The sequence below is a fragment of the Natronosporangium hydrolyticum genome, assembly GCF_016925615.1.
GTDB lineage: Bacteria > Actinomycetota > Actinomycetes > Mycobacteriales > Micromonosporaceae > Natronosporangium > Natronosporangium hydrolyticum.
In genome coordinates this window covers 1798559-1817000 of record NZ_CP070499.1, presented here as the reverse complement: position 1 = coordinate 1817000, position 18442 = coordinate 1798559, and the positions used below count along the sequence as shown (strand labels likewise).

Genomic DNA, 18442 nt, shown 5'->3' with positions numbered 1-18442 from the left:
ACGAAGCCTACGGCGTCGGGCCTTCCCGCCCCGCCCCGGAGCCCCGGGACTCCTCGACCAGCGAATTGATCAGGCCCGCCAGCAGCTCCGGCTCTGCGGCCGAGACCACCAGATAGCGATCTTGCGAGAGCGTCACCCGGACCGCCGGCCCGGACCGGGTGATCACCGCCCGGCCGCCGCCCCCCTGCATCCGGTAGCCCCAGCCGCCCCATTCGGCGGCCGCCACCTCGGTTGGTTCGGCCCGCGCGATCTGTGCCACCGGGACCCGCAGCGCCGGCCACGCCCAGGGCCCGAACTCCACCCGGAGCCCGGTCTGGTTGAGCACCAGCCGGCCGAAGCACAGCGGGGTCAGCAGGGCGGCCAGCACCACCAGGAGCAGCCCCACCCAGACGTTGGCGGTGGCCAGTGTCAGCACCACCGCCGTCACCAGCAGCACCAGCGGGGCCGCCAGAATCACACGAGGCAGCCGGTACGACTCCCGCCACCCGCCGTCGCGGAGTTGCCCGGTGTCGGCCCGCAGCGCGTCCGCCGGCGGCAGCCCGGTGGCCGCCGGCCACATCGGGCTGGGCGTGACCCGGTAGGCGACCACCCCGAGCAGCCCGCACCCCACCAGCCACACCAGCAGGTGCCAGGTCGGCGCGCCGGCTTGCCGCGGGTCGGTGAGGTCGAGCGACAACCACGCGGTGACCACCCATAGTCCGGCCAGGAACGCACTCACCGTAGTGCCCACCGCGACCAGCACCCGCCGGGCCTGGTGCGGCAGCCGGCGGCCGACCGCCCCACCGATCGCCAACAGGGTTCCCAACGAGCCCAGCACGGTCACCACGGTGACCAGGCTGCTCAGCGCGACCGTTTCGGTGACCCGGCCGGCTCGCCCCCAGTGGCTGGGCATGGGATCCGGCAGCCGGTCGCCCCAGCCGAGCATGGTCAGCCCGATCACTCCGATCGGCGCGGCGGCCAGCCCGGCCCCCACCAGCCAGCGCCCCGGCCCCGAGCGTCGCGCGTCCTCGTCCACTCTCGCCATCGCCCACCCTCCACTACCTCACATAGTAGCGAGGGTACCGAGCACGACCCCAGAATGACCACAGTGGCCACCCCGGGGTCGGCTAGGCTACCGGATCGCGGCGTCGGCGACCGGCAGGGGCGGGTCAACGGAGCTGCTCAACCCGCCCGTCCCGGAGCCGTACCTCGGCGTCGCAGACCTCCGAAGCGGCCGGATCGTGGGTGGCGAGCACCACCGCCGCCCCCCGTTCGGCTTCGCTGCGCAGCAGCGACAACACCCGTTCCCGGTTTGGTTCGTCGAGTTCACTGGTGACCTCGTCGGCCAGCACCACGTCGGCGGCGAGGACCAGCCCGCGGGCCACCGCCGCCCGCTGCTGCTGCCCGCCGGAGAGCTCCTCCAGCAACTGGTCGCGCTGGTCGCGCAGGCCCAGTCGGTCCAGCGCCGTAGCCGCCGCCGACCGCGCCGCCGGCTCGACGTTGGCGGCGGCGAGCGCGACCAGCAGGTTCTCCTCGACCGTGAGGACCGTGGCCAGCCCATTGCCCTGCGGGATGAAGGCGACCCGGCCGGCGTCCGGTGCCGCGCGGCGGCTCTGCCCCGCCATCAGCACCTCGCCGGTGGTCGGACGCAGCAGCCCGGCCATGGTCCGCAGCGCGGTGGTCTTGCCGGCCCCGGAAGGGCCGGTGAGCGCGGTGAGCTGGCCTGGCGGCGCGGTCATCGACACCTCCCGCAGCACCGGCGGCCCGTCACCGTAGCCGACCGTCACCGCCGCCAGTGAGATCGATTTCATGTCGACGCCTTCATGACCAGCAGACTCTAACCGACACCGGGGGCGCGGCGGCTGCCGGCAGCCGCCAGGTGTGTACCGACCGGATGGGGGTACTGCCGGGGCATGAAGGCCATCGCGGTGTCGCCCAAAAAGATCGACAGTTCGCGGCTGATCGAGTTGCCGCGGCCATCGGTGACCGATGTCCCGGACGGACGGGGGGTGCTGGTCCGGATGTTGCGGGTGGGGCTCGACGGCACCGACCGGGAGATCGACTCCGGGGATTACGGCGAGCCACCACCTGGTGAGGACATGCTGGTCACTGGGCATGAAAGCTTCGGCAGGGTGGTGGAGGTCGGGCCGGCGGTGACCGAGCTGACGCCGGACGAGTACGTGGTCGCGCTGGTCCGGCGGGCCGGTCACAGCCGCTACGACCTGGTGGACTTGTTCGACCTGACCACCGACGACAGCTTTCAGGAACACGGCATCAGCCGCGTCCACGGCTTCCTCACCGAGTATCTGGTGGCCGAGCCGCGGTATCTGGTTCGGGTACCATCGCCGCTGGCCCATGTCGGGGTACTGCTGGAACCCGCCAGTGTGGTGGCGAAGGGGCTCATGCAGGCGTACGACGTGCAGCGGCGGCTGCGAGTGTGGCAGCCGCAGCGGGCGGCGGTGTTCGGGGCCGGCGCCATCGGGCTGCTCGCCGCGCTGCTGCTGCGGATCCGTGGACTGTCGGTGACGGTGTTCGCGCTGGAACCACCGGGGTCGACCCAGGCCCGGCTCGCTCGGGCGCTCGGCGCCGAGTATGTGAGCACCGCGGGGGCGCCCGGACCGGCGGCCACCCCCGCCGCGTACGACCTGATCTTCGAGGCGACCGGGTACGCGCCGGTGGTCTTCGACGCCATGACCGCGTTGGCGAAGAACGGCATCCTGATGCTCGCCAGCGTCACCAACGGAGACCGCCGGGTCGAGGTCCCCGTTGACGCGCTGAATCGGGACTTCGTGCTCGGGAACAAGGCAATGGTGGGCACCGTGAACGCCAACCGGGAGCACTTCGAGGCGGCGATCCGGGACCTCGCGGTGGCGGAGCTGGAGTACCCCGGTTGGCTCTCGCGCCTGCTCACTCACCGGGTCGAAGGACTCGACCGTTACCCAGAGGCGCTCACCGCGCTGGCCGCCCCCGACGCGATCAAGGTCTACGTCGAGGTGGCACCGGGCTGACCAGCCGCTACTCCGCTGCGACGGGAGCCGCGGGCGGGCTATACACATGATGTATAGCCCTCGTGTATAGTCGCGGTCATGGCAATCGGTCAGATCCTCCTCGGCTTACTCGAGTCCGGCCCACGGCACGGGTACGACCTCAAGCGCTCCTACGACGAACGCTTCGGCCACGCCCGGGCGCTGCACTACGGCCAGGTCTACTCGACCTTGGCGCGGCTGCTCAAGAACGGCCTGGTCGAGGTGGAGTCGGAGCCCGGAGACGGCCCCGACCGCAAGCGGTATGCGATCACCGCGGCCGGCGTCACCGACGTGGCCGACTGGCTGGCGAAGCCGGAGCAGCCCGAGCCGTACCTCCAGAGCACCCTCTACAACAAGGTTGTGCTGTCGCTGCTCACCGGGCGGAGCGCCGCCGACCTGCTCGACTCGCAACGCAGCGAACATCTGCGGCTGATGCGCGAGCTGACCCGCCGCAAGACCACCGGGGACCTAGCTGACCAGCTGATCTGCGACCACGCCCTGTTCCACCTGGAGGCCGACCTGCGCTGGCTGGAGCTCACCGCCGCCCGGCTCGACCAACTCACGGCGCAACTGCGGCCGTGACCGCCTCCCACTGCCCCTCCCCCAACTCCTGTCAGGAGATCCAATGACAACCGCCCTGCTCACCGCAGACGACCTCCACCTGAGCTTCGGCTCCACCCAGGCGCTCGACTCCGCGTCACTACAGGTGTACGCCGGCGAGGTGCTGGCCCTGATGGGCCCCTCCGGCTCCGGCAAATCGACGCTCCTGCACTGCCTGGCCGGCATCCTCACGCCGGATGCCGGCCAGGTGTCGTACGCCGGAAGAAACCTTTCCGGGATGTCGGACACCGAGCGCAGCGCCCTACGCCGTACCGAATTCGGTTTCGTCTTCCAGTTCGGCCAGCTGGTGCCGGAGCTGAGCTGCCTGGAGAACGTGGCGTTGCCGCTCCGGCTGGCCGGGGTCGGCCGCCGGGAGGCCCACCGCCGCGCGGCGGAGTGGCTGGAGCGGGTGGACGTCGCCGACGTGGCGCAGAAACGGCCCGGCCAGGCGTCCGGCGGCCAGGCGCAGCGGGTGGCGGTCGCCCGGGCGCTGGTCACGCAGCCCCGGGTGGTCTTCGCCGACGAGCCGACCGGCGCGCTCGACTCCCTCAACGGGGAACGGGTCATGGAGCTGCTCACCACCGCCGCCCGCGACAGCGGCGCCGCGGTGGTGCTCGTCACCCACGAAGCCCGAGTCGCCGCCTACTCCGACCGGGAGGCCGTGGTCCGCGACGGCCGGGTGCGCGAGCAGGAGTACGCCCGATGAGCGCCCACCCGCCGCAACAACGCGGCACGACGACTCGCTGGTGGCACGACCTGGCGCTCGGGCTACGGCTCAGCGTGGCCGGCGGCCGCGCCGGCTGGGCCCGACTGGCCCTGATCTGCGCCGGAGTGACCCTGGGCGTCGCGATGCTCTTCATCGCCGCCACCATCCCGGCGATCGCCGGGGCGCAGAACGCCCGGGTGGCGGACCGCACCGAGGTCTGGACCAGCGACCTGCCGCCCCGCGAGGACACGCTGCTGATCGCCGACGCCCGCACTGCCTACGGCGACCGCTCGATCCACGGCAAGCTGCTGCAGCCCGACGGCCTCAAGGCACCCCTGCCACCCGGGCTTGAGCAGCAGCCGGCCCCCCGCGAGATGGTGGTCTCGCCGGCGCTCGCCGACCTGCTCGACACCGAAGAGGGCGCGCTGCTGCGCGAACGATGGGACGCGCAGGTGGTCGGCACTATCGGCCCGGAGGGCCTGGAAGGGCCCGGAGAATACGCCTTCTACCTCGGCACCGACCAGCTCACCGAGGATGCCCTCCGGATCGACACATTCGGACGGTCAAGCTCCAGCTCCTCGCTCGACCCAGTGATGCTGCTGCTCAGCGCCGTCGGCGTCGCCGTCCTGCTGGTCCCGGTAGTGATCCTCGTGGCGACCGCCGTCCGCTTCGGCGGCGAGGCCCGCGACCGGCAGCTCGCCGCGATCCGGCTGGTCGGCGCCGACACCGCGATGACCCGCCGGGTCGCCGCCGGGGAGACGTTGGCCGGCGCGCTGCTGGGGCTGGTCGCCGGCGCAGCGCTATATGTCCTCATCGGCCTGGCCGCCTACCGGCTCGTCCCGCCCGGCCTGAGCTTCTACCTGACCGATCTCCGGCCGGTCCCGGCGCTGGCGGTGCTGGTCGCGGTCTCGGTCCCGGTCGGCGCGGTGCTGATCACCCTCACGACGCTGCGGCGGGTGCTGGTGGAGCCGCTCGGCGTGGTCCGGCTCAGCGGCGACCGGCGCCGCCGGCTGTGGTGGCGGCTGATCCTGCCCGCCGCCGGGCTGGCGCTGCTCTACCCGATGCACGCCGGGCTGGCCGACCAGCCGCAGGGTTTCGAGTTCCGGGTGGCGGCCGGACTGGCGGCGTTGCTGATCGGGGTGGCGCTGCTCCTGCCCTGGCTGGTCGAGGCGACCGTCCGGCGGCTCGGCGGCGGCGGACCCGCCTGGCAGCTGGCGGTCCGCCGGCTCCAGCTCGACAGCGGCACCGCGGTCCGGGCGGTCTCCGGCATCGCCGTCGCGGTCGCCGGCGTGATCGCCCTGCAGGGGCTGGTCGCCGCCCTCGACGCTGAGTACACCGTCGAGACCACCCGGGACACCGAACACTTCCAGGCCGAGGTGCGGCCCTTCGCCGCCGACCCGCAGGGCGAGTGGGCGGCCGCGCTCGCCGCCGACCCGGCGGTCCGCGCCGTCAGCACCACGACCACCACCGCCGCCGAGCCCATCGGCACAGTCACCGGCGACGCGCCCTACACCGACGTCACCATCGGTGACTGTGCGGCGCTTGAGGCCATCGCCCAGGTGGACGAGTGTGCCGACGGTGATGTCTTCCTGGTCGACAACCCGGAGCGGCAAGAGCCCGAACCCGGCGGCGACTACCTGCTCGGGTCGGAGCACTACGGCGCCGAGCCCGAAGACAAGGTGGAGTGGACCCTGCCCACGAGCGCCCGCACCGTGCCCGCCCACCCCGGTGACATGCACGGCGGCACCCGGATCCTGGTCACCCCCGCGGCGATCGACACCAGCTCGCTGCCGGCCAGCCCGGTCGACCTGCTGGTGGCGCTGGACTCCTCCCCCGACGCGCTGGATCAGCTGCGCAACGCCGCCGCCGCGGTGGACCCCAGCGCCTCGGTGTCGCTGATCGAATCCCGCAACCTGGTGGGCCTGTTCGAGGGCCTCCGGCAAGGGTTGCTGGTCGGCACCGTCGCGCTGCTCATCCTCATCGGCGCCAGCATGCTGGTCAATGTGGCCGAACAACTCCGGGAACGCCGCCGGTTGCTGGCCGTGCTGGTCGCCTTCGGCACCCGCCGCCGCACCCTGACCGGGTCGATCCTCTACCAGGTCGGCATCCCGGTGCTGCTCGGGCTCTCCCTCGCCGTGCTCACCGGGGTCGGGGTCGCCGCGATCCTGCAGCTGGCGGCCGAGACCCCGATCCGGCTCGACTGGCCCGGCATCGGCGCCACCGCCGGCACCGCCGCGCTGGTCGTCCTCGCCACCACAGCGGCCAGCCTGCCGCTGCTCTGGCGGCTGACCACCCCGGGCGGGCTACGCAGCGAGTAGCTCTACCCCGTAACCAACCGCCCCGCCGGGCCACGCACCTGCGTCGCCCGGCGGGGCGGCACCGCGTATGTTACGAACCCCGGGGAAGCCATGAGTGATCCAGCATGCACAAGACGTGAGGATAGCGGCAAGGCGACTACGATGAGAGCATGACCAATCGAGAGCAGCTACATCAGCTTGTCGATACGATCCCGGAGGAGCGCGCAGGCGACGCGCTGGAGGCGTTGCGCCTCATCGCGCGAACCCATGGAAAGCCCGGCCGCCCTGGCTTCGTCGGTATCGCTAACACCGGGGAAGCGGATCTTGGTCGTCGAGCCAAGGAGATACTCCGGGCGGAGTTCGGCGAGCCCGAGACCGCCTAACCAATGATCATTGTCGATACAGGGCCGCTCGTCGCCCTGGTCAACTCCAGCGACGCAGATCATGCGCGCTGCGTCCAGTGGGTCGAGGCGGCCAACGAGCCGCTGCTCGTGCCCAACACCGTGTTGACCGAGGTCTGCTACCTCCTGCAACGCCGGTGCGGCAGCAAAGTTGAGGCCCGGTTCCTGCGGGAGTTGGGCGCCGACGACCGGTTCGCGCTGGTCCCGATCCTGGGAGAGGACCTGCCGCGCGTGGCGGATTTGATCGAGACGTACCAGGACTTCCCTCTGGGAGGAGCCGACGCTTCGGTCGTCACGGTCGCGGAACGGCTGGGTGTTTCCCGAATCGCTACCCTAGACCGTCGGCATTCGGTGGTGCGGCCCCAGCACCTACCCAGCTTCACTCTCCTGCCAGAGTAGGCGCCGCCTCCGCACCAGTCAGACCACAAGTCGTTGCGGCGCGAGGTCATGGCGGCCGGAGGTCAGCACCCTGCGCAGTCCGCGAGAAAGCAGGCCAATCTGCTGGGCCGGGAGGTCCAGAACGAAACACTGCTCGATTGGCAGGCCAAGCGTGGCGGCCGCGTCCTCGGCGAGTACGAGCCGCAGTTCGGAGCCGTTGATTTCGCACTCACGCACGCCGCCGTAGCAGGTGACCTGGCCCGGGTCGACCACGAGGCAGTAAGAGTCCATCCCGGGATCGATCCCATGCTCGCCGCCGGCGTCGTAACACTCCATGAACAACATGGACCAGGACTCGGGGTCAGTGCTCTCACGAACACCCACCACATAACCGCCGCTGTCGTCCTCACCAGCGTCCCGTAGCACGCGCGGCACGGAGTCCTCGCCAGGCATTTTCACTTCCGATCCGTCGTGACTGCCGGAAGGTCATCAACGTACCAGCGTAGCCACGTCTGCGTGGAGCGCGACCAATCCTTTATCGAGCGTGGCAACCTTGCCACCTCGCCGTCGCGCCTGGTTGGCAAGGTAGGCATCGGTCACCTGACGGTGCCCGACCACACCCCGGAGCGTCTCGTTGGTGAATGGAAGATCGCCCGGCCAGAACTCGTGACGTGGGTGACCGGTCACGCTGCCCATTACCTCAAGCGCGTTAGCAGCATCCACACCTTCCCTGAGCAAGAAGCGTAATACCGAGCCCTGGGTGATCGGAGTCGTCGCGAACGGTTCCTGCGTCTGGGAAAACCAGGCTGAGGCCACCTCGTGGTGGACATGGTCGGCAGCGCACAGGGCAACCACGACGTTCGCATCCAGCAAGAACGTCACTCCTCGTCCTCCAGCGAACGAACGTCCTCGCTGGTGATCGGGCGGCCCAGCCGGACCACCCGGAGACCAGTGCGCTCGTCAGTGCTCATCGGCGGCCCGGCCGGCGGCGCCAATTGGCGGCGCAGCAAGTCGGCGATCGCCCGACTCATGCTCTTGCCTTCATCCCGAGCGACCGCTGTCACCATCTGGTGCAGGTCGTCAGGAAGATCAACAGTTGTACGCATGATGCCATCTTAGCATCACCTCATCATGATGCAGCGCCGGCCAGACTGCGGCGGCCGGCGGATCTGGCCCGCCGGCCGCCCCTTCGCAGCAAGGATTCGTCAGCCAACAGTCGCGAGGCTGTGCGCCCCACCGCCAGCGATGTCCGTGACGGTAGTCTGCGCCGGCAGGGAACTCGGCACCGGCACGTTGCGGGACACTGGATTGCCATTCCCCAGCTGGCCGTTGCCGGCTGCTCCCCAGGCGATGACCTGGCCGGTGGCGGTCACGGCCAGGCTGTGCACTGAACCGGCAGCGATGGCGGAGACCGTGAGCCCACCCGGCTGCGATACCTCAACTGGCACCACGTCGGAGTCATTGGTGCCATCCCCCAGCTGTCCGAAGCCGTTGGCGCCCCAGGCCAGCACCTGCCCGGTCGTGGTCAGCGCCAAGCTGTGTGCCGAACCGGCCGCCACCTGGGTGACGACGACGCCCGGATCGGTATCCACCAGGACGGGGGTATTGCTGTCCTCGTTGGTCGCGTCGCCGAGTTGCCCGGCTTCGTTGAGGCCCAGGCCAGCGCTTCACCGGTGGCGGTAACCGCCAAGCTGTGGGCGAAGCCGCCGGCCAACCCCGTGACAACAACCCCGGGAGGTAGCAGCACGTCAACGGGGACGTTGCTGGGGTCGTTGGTCCCGTCACCCAACTGACCGAAGCCGTTGGCGCCCCACGCCAGAGCCTCGCCGGTGGCGGTCACGGCGAGGCTGTGCGAGTCGCCCGCGGCGATCCCGGTGACCACCACCCCGGGGTCCAGTAGCACGTCGACGGGAAGGTTGCTACGGGGGACATTGGTTCCGTTGCCGAGTTGCCCCTGACCATTGAACCCCCAGGCGAGCACCTGGCCCGTGTCGGTTACCGCCAGGCTGTGAAAGGATCCGGCAGCGATGCTGGTCACTACGGTGTCCTCGGGCAGCATGACGTAGACCGGCACGGTGCTTGGGGAGAAGTTGCCGGTGCCCAGCTGACCGGCGAAGTTGTTACCCCAGGCGAGCACCTGCCCAGTGTCGGTCAACGCCAGGCTATGGCTGGAACCCGCGGCGACTTGGGTAGTGGTGACGCCGGCGGGCAGCGAGCTCGGGACGGGGATGTCTCGGTCGTTGGGGAGCCCGATGCCCAGCTGGCCGTCGAGGTTCTGCCCCCACGCGAGCACGCCACCTGGCGGCGGCGGCGGTGCCGGCTACGACCACCAGCAGGGCGGCGGCGCCCGCTACCAGTCTGCTAACGCGTCTCCTGGACATGGTCGATCCCTTTCTCTTGGGTGCGCGAGTCATCAACCTGTCCAGTATGAGACTTTTGCGACTTTTAGTGAAGATTACTCTTGATTTCCGCTGTTAACAAATTTCGGCGCTTTCAGCTGTTATGTTCGCTTCCCCGGAGCACGGGCGTCGGGACGCAGTGACTCGTCGTCCGCGCTGCGGCGGCCAGCCTGCCGCTGCTCTAGCGGCTAACCAACCCGGGCGGGCTACGCAGCGAGTAGCCCGAGCCAGCCACTCCACCGCCCCGCCCGACGCAGGCTGCCGCCCGTTCCAGCGCCGAGCTGGCCATCGTGAATGCCGGAAGCTGATCAACGTACAAGCGTGGCCATGTCTACGTGGAGCGCGACCAGTCCTTTATCGAGCGTGGCGACTTTCCCGGCTCACCGGCTCGATTGTTGTTCTCGCAAGAACGCCCGTACGGTGCGCTGGGCGTCCTCGGACCGAGGGCTCAACCAGAACCCGAGGTGTTCCTCGTCCGACATCCGGTGCAGCCACGCACCAGCGATCTGAGCGGCAGCATGCTCGGCGTGCTCGAACGGCACATCGCCATCGTGCGTCCCGTGGACGATCAGCGTCGGGGCGCTGATTCGGTCGAAGGCGATGCTCATGTCCCTGGTCCGCAGCAGGTCGTGGTCGGTACCCGGCATCCGCTTCTGGTATGGGAAGGTCGCATCGAAGATCGCCGTGAAGAAGCGACGGGCATCTTCCGTGTGCATGATGAAGTCCACGCGTTCCGCCTTCTGTTCGTCCGTGAAAGTGCTCGTCTCGTCGAGAGTGCCGGAGACGATCGTCCGGAGCGATATCGAAGCGGTCAACGTCGCCAGCTTCTGCCCGATTGCGTTCATGAAGGCGGTCTGTAACGGCGAGCTGGGCGAAGCGTCGATATCAGGCAGGCTCACACCACCGACAGATACCAACCCCCACACTCGTCCGGGATGGCGCGCCGCGAAGGTGTAGGCGGCCGGAGCGCCTGCCGAGACCGCGAAGACCCCCACCCGGTCGATGTCAAGTTCGTCGAGAAGGGCCGCCAGCAGATCGGCCTCCGCTTCGAGCGTCCGACCACTGCTCAGCGGGGTGCCGAGGTACCCGGGCCGCGACGGGCTGAGAATCCGGTACCCGTCGTCCTGTAGCCAGCGTGCAAATAGTCTGCCCTGGTCGGCGCCGCCCAATCCGGCATGCATCGACAGCACGACGGGGCCCTCGTCGCCGTACAGGTCATACTCGATCGGACCCCGGTCCGTCTCGGCAGTCCGCAGGTCGATCGCGACACCAGGCATCAGCTCCCGCTGCGGGTCGAGGTCGACTCCTCCGTCCCACAACGCCAAGCCGCCCACGAACAGCGCCGGAACCCCAATGACTGCCACCACTGTGATGACGACGATTTTACGGACCCGGTGCCGCCGTCGCGGTGGCCCTTGTTCCGACATTCACGCCTCCTCCGGTCCGGTTGGCGGCAGAGCTCCCCCTTCGGCGCTTCCGAAACTATTCGACGGGACCTATCCCGTGAAGCAGGCAAACTTATGTGACCATCCAACGGCGATAGGATGTGCCGATGCCCCGGGTGAAGAAGTCCTTGGTGTGCCCACTTGTCGGCGCTGGCGTCGGCGGCAAGTGGATGTTCTGGAGCATGTACCACCTGCTTGACGGCCCGAAGAGGTTCTCCGAGCTGCGACGGCTACTACCCCAGGCGACAAGGCAGACGCTCGTGTCGCAGCTTCGGGAACTTGAGCGCACGGGCGCCGTACGCCGCAACGTCTCGGGCCATGTGCCACCAAAGGTCGAGTACTCGCTCACGCAACTCGGGTCGGAGTGTGAGCCCATCCTGCGGCAGCTCCACGATTGGGGTGAGTGGTATAGCGAGCAGATCGGTCGCGATGTCGACTGGCTCGTAAGCCTCGGCGGACGATGGAAGGTGTGGGTCATCCACTGCCTCTTCGGCGGCGCCAGGCGTTTCAGCGACCTTCGGGAAATCCTTGCCCCGATCAGCGGGCAGGTACTGACTCGGGAACTACGTGAACTGAACGAGCTCGACCTGGTGTGTCGGCTGCCCGCAACGCCAGCGGCCCCCCGGGGTGCCTATGCGCTCACGCATACCGGGCGGAGTTCGGAGCCGATGTTCCGTCAGCTCTACGCCTGGGGCAAGTGGACGAGCAGGCAGATGGGCGTGGCATTCGACTGGCCCGTTGACGCACGTCCGGCCTGGGAGTGAGCTGACCATTCGCCGCGCTCGTGGCACGGCACGATCCCTGTAGGAAGGCGGCGGCTGGGCCCCGATCGGATCCCGTCACCGGGACCTCCTCCGGTGGCTCAATCGCCGGCCCTGGCCAGGATCCATAGATACTCTACTGTGGTATCGCCTTCCTGCTGCGGTTGCAGATCCTCCCGCAGGATCTCGAACCCACTCTCGACCACGAGGCGCCTGGTGATCGCCGGCCGGTACGAGCTGAAGAACATCGGCGCCCCGAGCCACTGTTCGACGGTCCCGGGCTGGTCCTCGGTCTCGACACAGAAGAGGAGCAGGCCGCCGGGGCGAAGCCAACCAGCGATCCGCGTGAAGAGCTCGCCCAACGCCTCCCGCGGCAGATGGTCGAAGGTGTAGTAGGCGGTCACCGCGTCGAACTCGCCGGTTGGATAGCGCAGCTCCGTCAGGTCAGCCACCACGAACTCGGCGCCGGGCACATTGCGGCGGGCGCGGGCGACCTGCTCGCTCGAGACGTCGGCGCCGATCACCGAGTGATCCTTGGCGAGCGCCGCGCACGCTGGTAGGCCATCTCCGCAGCCCAGGTCGAGGACACGGGAGCCCGCCGGCAGCCGACCCGAGAGTTCGCCCAGCCACTGCTCCCTCGGCCACTGGGACTCCGCCCGTTCCAACGCCACGTACGCGTCGGCGACCTGGTCATATCCGGCGGCGACCAGGTGCTGCCAGGGCTGCTGCGCCATCGCATCCTCCGTTATCTGCTGAATATCAGAAGCAGGAGGATCGTAGCAGCCGACTTCTGATATTGCGAAGCTGGCTCGATAGACTCTGCCCCAGGAGGAGGCCGGCGAGGAAGGAGCCCGTCACGGTGACCAGAGCCGCCGCGGTCACTGAGACCCGCGCCGCCGCGGTGCTAGCGGAGTATGAACGGGCGCTCGCCGGAGCGCCCCTGGCCGCCCATACCAGCAGGGCGTACCGCTCCCGGGTCGCCACCTACCTGCGCTGGCTCCAGACGGTAGACGCCCCGGAGGACCCGCTCGGCACGCCCGCCGGCCGGGACCACGCCGTCCGCGCCTACCAACAGTGGCTGCGGACCCGCCAGGCCCAGCCGACCACAGTGAACGCCGTACTGACCGCGCTGGACCACTTCTACCGGCAGCTGCGACTGGGCCCGGCCGCCACCGGCCGCGAGGAGCTGCCCGCCTCGGTGCGCCGGGCGCTCCCGCCTGAGGCACAGCAACAGTTCCTGGCTACGGCTGACGCGCACGGCTCCCCCCGGGACCGCGCGATCGCCTACACGCTGCTGCTCACCGGCGTACGCGTGGCCGAGCTGGTCGCCCTCGACCTGCCCGACATCCAACTCGCCGACGGCGGCCGCCTGGTCGTAGGTCGTCCGGGCTCGCCAGGGCATCGGGAGGTCCCGGTGGGCCGGCCCGGACAGCCGGTGCTGCGCGCCTGGCTCGTCGAGCGGCCCCGCTGGTCCGGTTCGGACGACTCCGGCGCGGTCTTCCTGAATCGGCGCGGCGGCCGACTCTCGACCCGGTCAGTGGATGAGCTGATAGCCCGGCTCGGCCGGCTGGCAGGGGTCGCCGACGCCGCGCATCCGCTCACCCCGCAGGGGTTGCGCCGGACCTTCGGTGCTGGCCTGCTGGCGACCGGTGCTGATCTGGCCGTCGTGGCCGCCCGACTCGGACACCGGCGGCTGGACACCACCAGACGACTACTCGCAGATGTCTAACGGTATGCCCGCGGCGCGGCCAGCATCAGCGACAACTCGCGATCCAGCGAACGGCGACTGCCCAGAATTCACGCCACTTTCTGGTACCCATGAGGCATGACGGTCATGCCCTTCACCGACGCCCGCAACCGGCTCTCGGAGCTGATCGAGGAAGTCGAACGCACCCACGAGCGGGTCGAGATCACCCGGCACGGGCATCCGGTCGCCGTCCTCATCTCCCCCGACGACCTGGCCGCCCTCGAGGAGACCCTCGACGTGCTCTCCAGCCCCGAGGCCATGCAACAACTCGCCGAATCCCGAGCCGCCATCGCCACTGGCGACGTGTTGGACGCTGATCAGCTCGCCTCGCTCATGGCCCAGCGCAACGAGCCACCAACCGACCAGTGAGCCTGCCTACCGATCCACAGCCGCACCAGCTCCGCATCACCCGACCAGCCGCCCGAGCACTTGCCGGACGGATTCCGGAGAAGGGTAGCCACCGCCGTCTACGAGTTTCTCACCGCCGTGCTGCCTGCAAACCCCTCACCGGGTCGGCAAGCAACTGCTCCTCCCGCCGTACGCGGGAACCTGGTCCGCCCGGCGTGGCGCGTACCGGGTCCTGTACGAGATCGACGATCAGCGGAGCGTAGTCACAGTTACCGCGGTCGAGTACCGCGGCGACGTGTATCGGTCCCGTTAACCAGCGACCACGGGCAACACCGAGCGTGCAAGCTTGCGGAGCACGGGCGATCACCTAATACCTACAATGCGCCAGATGATCGTACGGAAGGCCGGCGGGGCGGACGTCGCTGCGCTCGCGGAGCTGCGGGGCATCGAACCGGACAAGCTCGCGGCATACGCCGATTGGGTCGCTGCCCACGCGGAGACGCATCTCCCGTTCGTCGCCGAAATCGATGGCAATGTGGTCGGCTCCGCCTGGTTACTGCTCGCGGAACGCGTGCCGAGTAACGATTCGCTGGAGCGGTGGTACGGCGACGTCCAGTCCGTCATGGTCCGGGAGGAGTACCGCAACAACGGCGTCGGTCGTGCACTGATGGCCGCGATCCTGGCCGAGGCTCGCGCCCGACGCCTGCAGCACGTGACCGTCCACTCCGGTCGGCGCGCGGTCGACTTCTACCTTCGCACCGGGTTCAGCCACCACCGCCAGCTCCTCCACTGGGAGCCGGACTCGTAGGCCGGGGCTCGGCTGGCAACTGGGACCACGTTCGAGGAGACTGTTCGGGTGTCCGATGAAGTACGTGTCGAGGTTGCTCAGCTGCGGGCTGGACTGGCGCAGTTGCTCGATGAGGTCGAGCGGCGGCACGGAGACTGCGTTGATCTCGGTGCCGATTACTACTGGACGGTCTACCTGAACGCCGCTTATCGCTTCGACACCACCGATGATCCGCAGATCACCGTCGGTCAGCTCAGTGATGATGTGGCATCCCTGCGGGAGCTCCTCGAAGCCGGTGAGGAACGGCCCGTTGTGCTGTGGCACGACCTGTCCCATGTCGTTGGCATCCTCGCGCGCATTGCGGCCGTGGACGCACCCGCCTAGCCTCGGCGCCGGCCCGATCGGGATCGACCCTCGGAGCGCGCTACCAGTCGTCACCGGCGGCGAGCCGGAGCCGCAACAACTGGGCCAGCGGCATCGCCTCACCGTCGCGGCCGCCGACTCCCACATGCAACGGCGGGTCGACCGGGACCGGCCGCACCCCGCGCAGCCGCGACCGGAGGCTGCGGGTGGTGTCGAGCAGGTAGAACCCGCCGGCTGCATCGACCCCGAGCGAACGGTTACGCCGCAGATACCACCCCATCAGATGGGTGCGGTAGGTGGTCCGGGTCTCCGGCACCCGGACCCGCAGCCGGACTTGCGCGAGGCCCCACGCCACCGCATGCTCGATGAAGTCGGCGAGCAGCTCCCGGGCCTGCGCGGTCTCGGCCGCACGCTTCGCGTCGAGCGCCGCCGCGTGCGAGTTGATCGCGGCCCGGCGCTGCTCGTGCCATCGCTGCGCGTGGTCCATCCCCCGCATCCTGCCAGGCGGGCCGCTGGTCTTGCGAACGCCTCACAAGGGGTTCGCCTGCCGCTCAAGGGTGAGGATTGCGTCGGCGACCTCGCCCGGCGCTTCGAAGGCGGTGAAGTGTCCGCCCCGCGTGAGCCGAGTGAATGCCCGGATGTCGAGGTAGCTCTTCTCCGCCAGCGAACGAGGGTAGCCCGCTTCGTGGGTCTGCACGATGATCGAGGCCGGGACGGTGATGAGCGGGTGCTCGTCTCCGTCGGAGGGGTCGCAGTAGGCCCGGAAGCTGGTGCCGATCGAGCGGGTGACCCAGTACAGCATCGTGGTGGTGATCAGGTCGTCGGAGTTGACCCTCTCAAGTCGGTCACCGTCGCTCCAGGCCGCGAACTTCTCGCCGATCCAGGCGAGCAGCCCGGCCGGTGAGTCGGTGAGCGCGGCGGCGAGGGTGTCCGGGCGGGTGCCCTGCTGGTGGGCGTACCCGCTCTCCGCCGGACCCTGCAACGAGGCGTAGAAGGCCTCCTCCTCGTCGGTGAGCGTGACCCCCTCCTGGCTCCGGGCGGAGAACGAGGGGTGCGAGGCGACGATGCCGGCGACCGACTGCGGATAGGCTCCGGCGAGCCAGTCGCTCACCCCGGCGCCGACATCCTCTCCGTAGGTGAGGTAGCGGTCGTAGCCGAGCACCTCGGTCATGAGCGCCTGCCACCGGTGCGCCACCGCGGAGGCGGCGAACGGCACCGGCAAGACCTCGGAGTACGCGTAGCCGGGCAGCGAGGGCACCACCACGTCGAGCTCGCCGTCGATCGCGTCGAGAGTCGGGAGCATCTCCGCGAATGTGTACGGCCAGCCGTGGGTCAGCACCACCGGCAGCCGGCCCGGCGCGGAGCCGCGACGCCACAGTACGTGCACCCGGCAGCCGTCGAGGTCGACGGTGAACTGCTCGTAACCGTTGAGCGCCGCCTCCCGGGCCCGCCAGTCGTACCGCTCCCGCCAATGCGTCAAGAGCTCGCCCAGCACGTGTGGGGGTATCCCCCGAGACCAGTCGTCGCCCGGGGTCTGCAGCGGCAACAGCGTCGCCGCGAGCCGGCGGTGCAGGTCATCGAGGACGTCGGAGGGCACGTCGAGCCGGAACGGTTGCATGCCGGCCACCGTACTCAGCCCCACCGACAGCGGCGGGTAGCTGGAGCTATCCGCTCAACTACCGGCCAGCGCCCACGCGTCACGTCACGAGGCTACGGTAGCGGGCGTGCAGATCCCTGGGCTTGGTGCGGTCGTCGAGGATGCTGAGCTGGGCTGGTACCGCAGTGCGCCGCTGCCAGTACCGGTGTTGGGTGGCACACCGCGCCAGATCGTGGTCGACGGCTACGACGACGATCCGGCGCAAGAAGATTTTCACCGATCGTTAGTCGCGATCCTGGTCGCGATCAGCGGGTCTACGTCTCGATCGAGTGTGAGTGTGCCTGGGAGCCGGAGCACGGCTTGCAGATCGTCTTCCGGGATGGGGCTGCCGTGACCAAGGTCGGCCCGTACGATGGCCATCTCACCAACTCGGCAGCCTATGCCGACGACACGCTCGACGGTGTCGTCTACCGACGCCGCTGAACCTGGCAGGCGCGCAGTGAACGAACTGTCGGCGGTGGAGTGAGTCCGATGAACCGGGGTGGCATACGTTAGCTGGATGGATCTTCTGGTGCTCGGCGGCAGCGGCTTTCTCGGGAGCGAGGTCATCCGGCAAGCCCTGCGCGACCGGCATCGCGTAACGGCGACGTTCCACAGCCGTGAGCTACCCATAGCCGACGTGGACTGGCGACACCTCGACCTACGGCAGCGCGGCGACGTGACGGCGTTGATCTCGCGGATGCGGCCCTCTGTGATCATCAACGCCGCCTACCGCCAGTCCGATTGGGAGACCACGGCGGACGGCAGCGCACACGTCGCCCTCGCCGCCGCATCGTTCAACGCCAGGCTCGTTCACGTATCGAGCGATGCGGTCTTCGCCGGCAAGCTGCCACGCTACAACGAAACCCACCTGCCGGATCCCACGACACCGTACGGGGCCGCGAAAGCCGCCGCCGAGACTGCGGTCAAGGCCATCGCTCCGACTGCGGTCATCGCCCGGACCTCGTTGATCATCGGTGACGGCGGCTCACCACAGGAGGAGTACGTGCATGCGCTCGCCCGCGGTTCCCGGAACGGGGTGCTCTTCACCGATGACGTGCGGTGCCCGATCCACGTCGCCGACCTGGCTGGGGCGCTGCTGCAACTCGCCGAGTCCTCCTACTCGGGTGTGCACCACCTGGCCGGTGCAGACGCGGTCAGCCGGCACGAACTGGGTATGTTGATCGCGTGGCGAGATGGCCTTGACGCCACCGCGATTCCGGCCGGACTCCGCGCCGGGACAGATATTCCCGGACCCATCGACGTACGGCTTGACTGCGCCCGGACCCAGGCTCGGCTGACCCTTCCGCTGCGAGGGGCACGGGAGTTCCTCGCTCCCAGCCAGGACTGAAGGGCCTTCGCCGCGCGAGACCTAATCTTGTCAACACCGGCTGAAGTTGGCCCTGACGCGGCGAGGAATTGGGTGGAGCTGGGGTGGCCGCGAGTGGTTTGCTCCACCCAAGGGAATTCGAGTTGGCGGAGGTGATCGCGGTGGCTGGTTATCGGGCGCTCCCCGACGTATATGAGTGGCTGATCCCGGACGCCATGTTGACGCCGGCCGGCTCAGTC

General features: G+C 69.2%; 26 protein-coding genes. 14 read left to right on the top strand and 12 right to left on the bottom strand.

Annotation, left to right across the window (positions count from 1 at the left end):
* Positions 1 to 7: 7 nt before the first annotated feature.
* Both JQS43_RS08245 and JQS43_RS08240 read right to left on the bottom strand, forming a co-directional pair.
* On the bottom strand, positions 8 to 1024 hold the full coding sequence (locus JQS43_RS08245; RefSeq protein ID WP_239678467.1) for a hypothetical protein: 1017 nt from the start codon (positions 1022 to 1024) through the stop codon (positions 8 to 10).
* A gap of 124 nt (positions 1025 to 1148) precedes the next feature.
* A complete protein-coding gene (locus JQS43_RS08240; RefSeq protein ID WP_239678466.1) occupies positions 1149 to 1790 on the bottom strand; it encodes an ABC transporter ATP-binding protein in 642 nt (213 codons plus the stop codon).
* Positions 1791 to 1892: 102 nt separating this feature from the next.
* Between JQS43_RS08240 and JQS43_RS08235 the strand changes: the two genes are divergently transcribed.
* From JQS43_RS08235 to JQS43_RS08210, 6 genes are all read left to right on the top strand, one after another.
* Entirely contained in the window at positions 1893 to 2987 is a 1095-nt protein-coding gene (locus tag JQS43_RS08235) for a glucose 1-dehydrogenase (RefSeq protein ID WP_239678465.1), read from the top strand.
* A 78-nt stretch (positions 2988 to 3065) separates the two neighbouring features.
* Positions 3066 to 3587 carry a PadR family transcriptional regulator gene (locus JQS43_RS08230; RefSeq protein WP_239678464.1) on the top strand — a complete coding sequence of 174 codons (522 nt, stop codon included), beginning with the start codon at positions 3066 to 3068 and terminating at the stop codon, positions 3585 to 3587.
* A gap of 43 nt (positions 3588 to 3630) precedes the next feature.
* On the top strand, positions 3631 to 4311 hold the full coding sequence (locus JQS43_RS08225) for an ABC transporter ATP-binding protein (protein WP_239678463.1): 681 nt from the start codon (positions 3631 to 3633) through the stop codon (positions 4309 to 4311).
* Positions 4308 to 6629 (top strand): FtsX-like permease family protein, encoded by a 2322-nt coding sequence (locus JQS43_RS08220; protein WP_239678462.1) that lies wholly within the window; start codon positions 4308 to 4310, stop codon positions 6627 to 6629. Before JQS43_RS08225 ends, JQS43_RS08220 begins: the two co-directional genes overlap by 4 nt.
* 149 nt (positions 6630 to 6778) lie before the next feature.
* On the top strand, positions 6779 to 6991 hold the full coding sequence (locus JQS43_RS08215) for a hypothetical protein (RefSeq protein WP_239678461.1): 213 nt from the start codon (positions 6779 to 6781) through the stop codon (positions 6989 to 6991).
* A gap of 3 nt (positions 6992 to 6994) precedes the next feature.
* A complete protein-coding gene (locus JQS43_RS08210; protein ID WP_239678460.1) occupies positions 6995 to 7408 on the top strand; it encodes a type II toxin-antitoxin system VapC family toxin in 414 nt (137 codons plus the stop codon).
* Positions 7409 to 7426: 18 nt separating this feature from the next.
* Here JQS43_RS08210 and JQS43_RS08205 read toward each other — a convergent pair whose 3' ends face one another.
* From JQS43_RS08205 to JQS43_RS08175, 6 genes are all read right to left on the bottom strand, one after another.
* Complete coding sequence (locus JQS43_RS08205; protein WP_239678459.1) at positions 7427 to 7840, bottom strand: Imm10 family immunity protein; 414 nt, start codon at positions 7838 to 7840, stop codon at positions 7427 to 7429.
* A gap of 36 nt (positions 7841 to 7876) precedes the next feature.
* A complete protein-coding gene (locus tag JQS43_RS08200) occupies positions 7877 to 8269 on the bottom strand; it encodes a TA system VapC family ribonuclease toxin (RefSeq protein ID WP_239678458.1) in 393 nt (130 codons plus the stop codon).
* Positions 8266 to 8493 carry a hypothetical protein gene (locus JQS43_RS08195; RefSeq protein ID WP_239678457.1) on the bottom strand — a complete coding sequence of 76 codons (228 nt, stop codon included), beginning with the start codon at positions 8491 to 8493 and terminating at the stop codon, positions 8266 to 8268. The genes JQS43_RS08200 and JQS43_RS08195 overlap by 4 nt, the downstream gene beginning before the upstream one ends.
* A 99-nt stretch (positions 8494 to 8592) precedes the next feature.
* Entirely contained in the window at positions 8593 to 8982 is a 390-nt protein-coding gene (locus JQS43_RS26040) for an RCC1 domain-containing protein (protein WP_338037175.1), read from the bottom strand.
* Positions 8913 to 9680, bottom strand: coding sequence for an RCC1 domain-containing protein (locus JQS43_RS08180; RefSeq protein WP_239678456.1), 768 nt, complete (start codon positions 9678 to 9680; stop codon positions 8913 to 8915). Before JQS43_RS08180 ends, JQS43_RS26040 begins: the two co-directional genes overlap by 70 nt.
* Before the next feature lie 486 nt (positions 9681 to 10166).
* The gene (locus JQS43_RS08175; protein ID WP_239678455.1) at positions 10167 to 11213 is read right to left on the bottom strand and encodes an alpha/beta fold hydrolase; all 1047 of its coding nucleotides are present in this window, start codon (positions 11211 to 11213) and stop codon (positions 10167 to 10169) included.
* Positions 11214 to 11338: 125 nt separating this feature from the next.
* Here JQS43_RS08175 and JQS43_RS08170 point away from each other — a divergent pair, with 125 nt between their 5' ends.
* The gene (locus tag JQS43_RS08170) at positions 11339 to 11995 is read left to right on the top strand and encodes a winged helix-turn-helix transcriptional regulator (RefSeq protein ID WP_239678454.1); all 657 of its coding nucleotides are present in this window, start codon (positions 11339 to 11341) and stop codon (positions 11993 to 11995) included.
* Positions 11996 to 12093: 98 nt separating this feature from the next.
* On the opposite strand, the gene JQS43_RS08165 is transcribed toward JQS43_RS08170, so the two are convergent.
* Positions 12094 to 12726 carry a class I SAM-dependent DNA methyltransferase gene (locus JQS43_RS08165; RefSeq protein ID WP_239678453.1) on the bottom strand — a complete coding sequence of 211 codons (633 nt, stop codon included), beginning with the start codon at positions 12724 to 12726 and terminating at the stop codon, positions 12094 to 12096.
* A gap of 125 nt (positions 12727 to 12851) precedes the next feature.
* Here JQS43_RS08165 and JQS43_RS08160 point away from each other — a divergent pair, with 125 nt between their 5' ends.
* The 5 genes from JQS43_RS08160 to JQS43_RS08145 all read left to right on the top strand — a co-directional run bounded on the left by JQS43_RS08160 (position 12852) and on the right by JQS43_RS08145 (position 15258).
* Positions 12852 to 13721, top strand: coding sequence for a tyrosine-type recombinase/integrase (locus JQS43_RS08160; protein ID WP_239678452.1), 870 nt, complete (start codon positions 12852 to 12854; stop codon positions 13719 to 13721).
* 96 nt (positions 13722 to 13817) lie between these two features.
* Positions 13818 to 14108 carry a type II toxin-antitoxin system Phd/YefM family antitoxin gene (locus JQS43_RS08155; protein ID WP_239678451.1) on the top strand — a complete coding sequence of 97 codons (291 nt, stop codon included), beginning with the start codon at positions 13818 to 13820 and terminating at the stop codon, positions 14106 to 14108.
* A 124-nt stretch (positions 14109 to 14232) separates the two neighbouring features.
* Positions 14233 to 14400, top strand: a complete 168-nt coding sequence (locus JQS43_RS26270; RefSeq protein WP_420847687.1) for a type II toxin-antitoxin system RelE family toxin — start codon at positions 14233 to 14235, stop codon at positions 14398 to 14400.
* A 75-nt stretch (positions 14401 to 14475) separates the two neighbouring features.
* The gene (locus JQS43_RS08150; protein ID WP_239678450.1) at positions 14476 to 14895 is read left to right on the top strand and encodes a GNAT family N-acetyltransferase; all 420 of its coding nucleotides are present in this window, start codon (positions 14476 to 14478) and stop codon (positions 14893 to 14895) included.
* Between the two features lie 48 nt (positions 14896 to 14943).
* The gene (locus JQS43_RS08145) at positions 14944 to 15258 is read left to right on the top strand and encodes a hypothetical protein (protein WP_239678449.1); all 315 of its coding nucleotides are present in this window, start codon (positions 14944 to 14946) and stop codon (positions 15256 to 15258) included.
* A 40-nt stretch (positions 15259 to 15298) separates the two neighbouring features.
* Here JQS43_RS08145 and JQS43_RS08140 read toward each other — a convergent pair whose 3' ends face one another.
* From JQS43_RS08140 to JQS43_RS08130, 3 genes are all read right to left on the bottom strand, one after another.
* Positions 15299 to 15724, bottom strand: coding sequence for a hypothetical protein (locus JQS43_RS08140; RefSeq protein ID WP_239678448.1), 426 nt, complete (start codon positions 15722 to 15724; stop codon positions 15299 to 15301).
* Between the two features lie 42 nt (positions 15725 to 15766).
* Entirely contained in the window at positions 15767 to 16855 is a 1089-nt protein-coding gene (locus JQS43_RS08135; protein ID WP_239678447.1) for an epoxide hydrolase family protein, read from the bottom strand.
* Between the two features lie 79 nt (positions 16856 to 16934).
* Entirely contained in the window at positions 16935 to 17111 is a 177-nt protein-coding gene (locus JQS43_RS08130) for a hypothetical protein (RefSeq protein WP_239678446.1), read from the bottom strand.
* Between the two features lie 2 nt (positions 17112 to 17113).
* On the opposite strand from JQS43_RS08130, the gene JQS43_RS26265 reads away from it, so the two are divergent.
* The gene (locus JQS43_RS26265; protein ID WP_420847686.1) at positions 17114 to 17317 is read left to right on the top strand and encodes a DUF6985 domain-containing protein; all 204 of its coding nucleotides are present in this window, start codon (positions 17114 to 17116) and stop codon (positions 17315 to 17317) included.
* A 76-nt stretch (positions 17318 to 17393) separates the two neighbouring features.
* Entirely contained in the window at positions 17394 to 18224 is an 831-nt protein-coding gene (locus JQS43_RS08125; protein WP_239678445.1) for an SDR family oxidoreductase, read from the top strand.
* Positions 18225 to 18442: the final 218 nt, after the last annotated feature.

Excerpts from the sequence above, each read along its gene's own strand:
- JQS43_RS08245 (WP_239678467.1), bottom strand. The coding sequence starts at position 1,024 with ATGGCGAGAGTGGACGAGGACGCGCGACGCTCGGGGCCGGGGCGCTGG.
- JQS43_RS08240 (WP_239678466.1), bottom strand. The coding sequence starts at position 1,790 with ATGAAATCGATCTCACTGGCGGCGGTGACGGTCGGCTACGGTGACGGG.
- JQS43_RS08235 (WP_239678465.1), top strand. The coding sequence starts at position 1,893 with ATGAAGGCCATCGCGGTGTCGCCCAAAAAGATCGACAGTTCGCGGCTG.
- JQS43_RS08230 (WP_239678464.1), top strand. The coding sequence starts at position 3,066 with ATGGCAATCGGTCAGATCCTCCTCGGCTTACTCGAGTCCGGCCCACGG.
- JQS43_RS08225 (WP_239678463.1), top strand. The coding sequence starts at position 3,631 with ATGACAACCGCCCTGCTCACCGCAGACGACCTCCACCTGAGCTTCGGC.
- JQS43_RS08220 (WP_239678462.1), top strand. The coding sequence starts at position 4,308 with ATGAGCGCCCACCCGCCGCAACAACGCGGCACGACGACTCGCTGGTGG.
- JQS43_RS08215 (WP_239678461.1), top strand. The coding sequence starts at position 6,779 with ATGACCAATCGAGAGCAGCTACATCAGCTTGTCGATACGATCCCGGAG.
- JQS43_RS08210 (WP_239678460.1), top strand. The coding sequence starts at position 6,995 with ATGATCATTGTCGATACAGGGCCGCTCGTCGCCCTGGTCAACTCCAGC.
- JQS43_RS08205 (WP_239678459.1), bottom strand. The coding sequence starts at position 7,840 with ATGCCTGGCGAGGACTCCGTGCCGCGCGTGCTACGGGACGCTGGTGAG.
- JQS43_RS08195 (WP_239678457.1), bottom strand. The coding sequence starts at position 8,493 with ATGCGTACAACTGTTGATCTTCCTGACGACCTGCACCAGATGGTGACA.
- JQS43_RS08175 (WP_239678455.1), bottom strand. The coding sequence starts at position 11,213 with ATGTCGGAACAAGGGCCACCGCGACGGCGGCACCGGGTCCGTAAAATC.
- JQS43_RS08170 (WP_239678454.1), top strand. The coding sequence starts at position 11,339 with ATGCCCCGGGTGAAGAAGTCCTTGGTGTGCCCACTTGTCGGCGCTGGC.
- JQS43_RS08165 (WP_239678453.1), bottom strand. The coding sequence starts at position 12,726 with ATGGCGCAGCAGCCCTGGCAGCACCTGGTCGCCGCCGGATATGACCAG.
- JQS43_RS08155 (WP_239678451.1), top strand. The coding sequence starts at position 13,818 with ATGACGGTCATGCCCTTCACCGACGCCCGCAACCGGCTCTCGGAGCTG.
- JQS43_RS08150 (WP_239678450.1), top strand. The coding sequence starts at position 14,476 with ATGATCGTACGGAAGGCCGGCGGGGCGGACGTCGCTGCGCTCGCGGAG.
- JQS43_RS08140 (WP_239678448.1), bottom strand. The coding sequence starts at position 15,724 with ATGGACCACGCGCAGCGATGGCACGAGCAGCGCCGGGCCGCGATCAAC.
- JQS43_RS08135 (WP_239678447.1), bottom strand. The coding sequence starts at position 16,855 with ATGCAACCGTTCCGGCTCGACGTGCCCTCCGACGTCCTCGATGACCTG.
- JQS43_RS08125 (WP_239678445.1), top strand. The coding sequence starts at position 17,394 with ATGGATCTTCTGGTGCTCGGCGGCAGCGGCTTTCTCGGGAGCGAGGTC.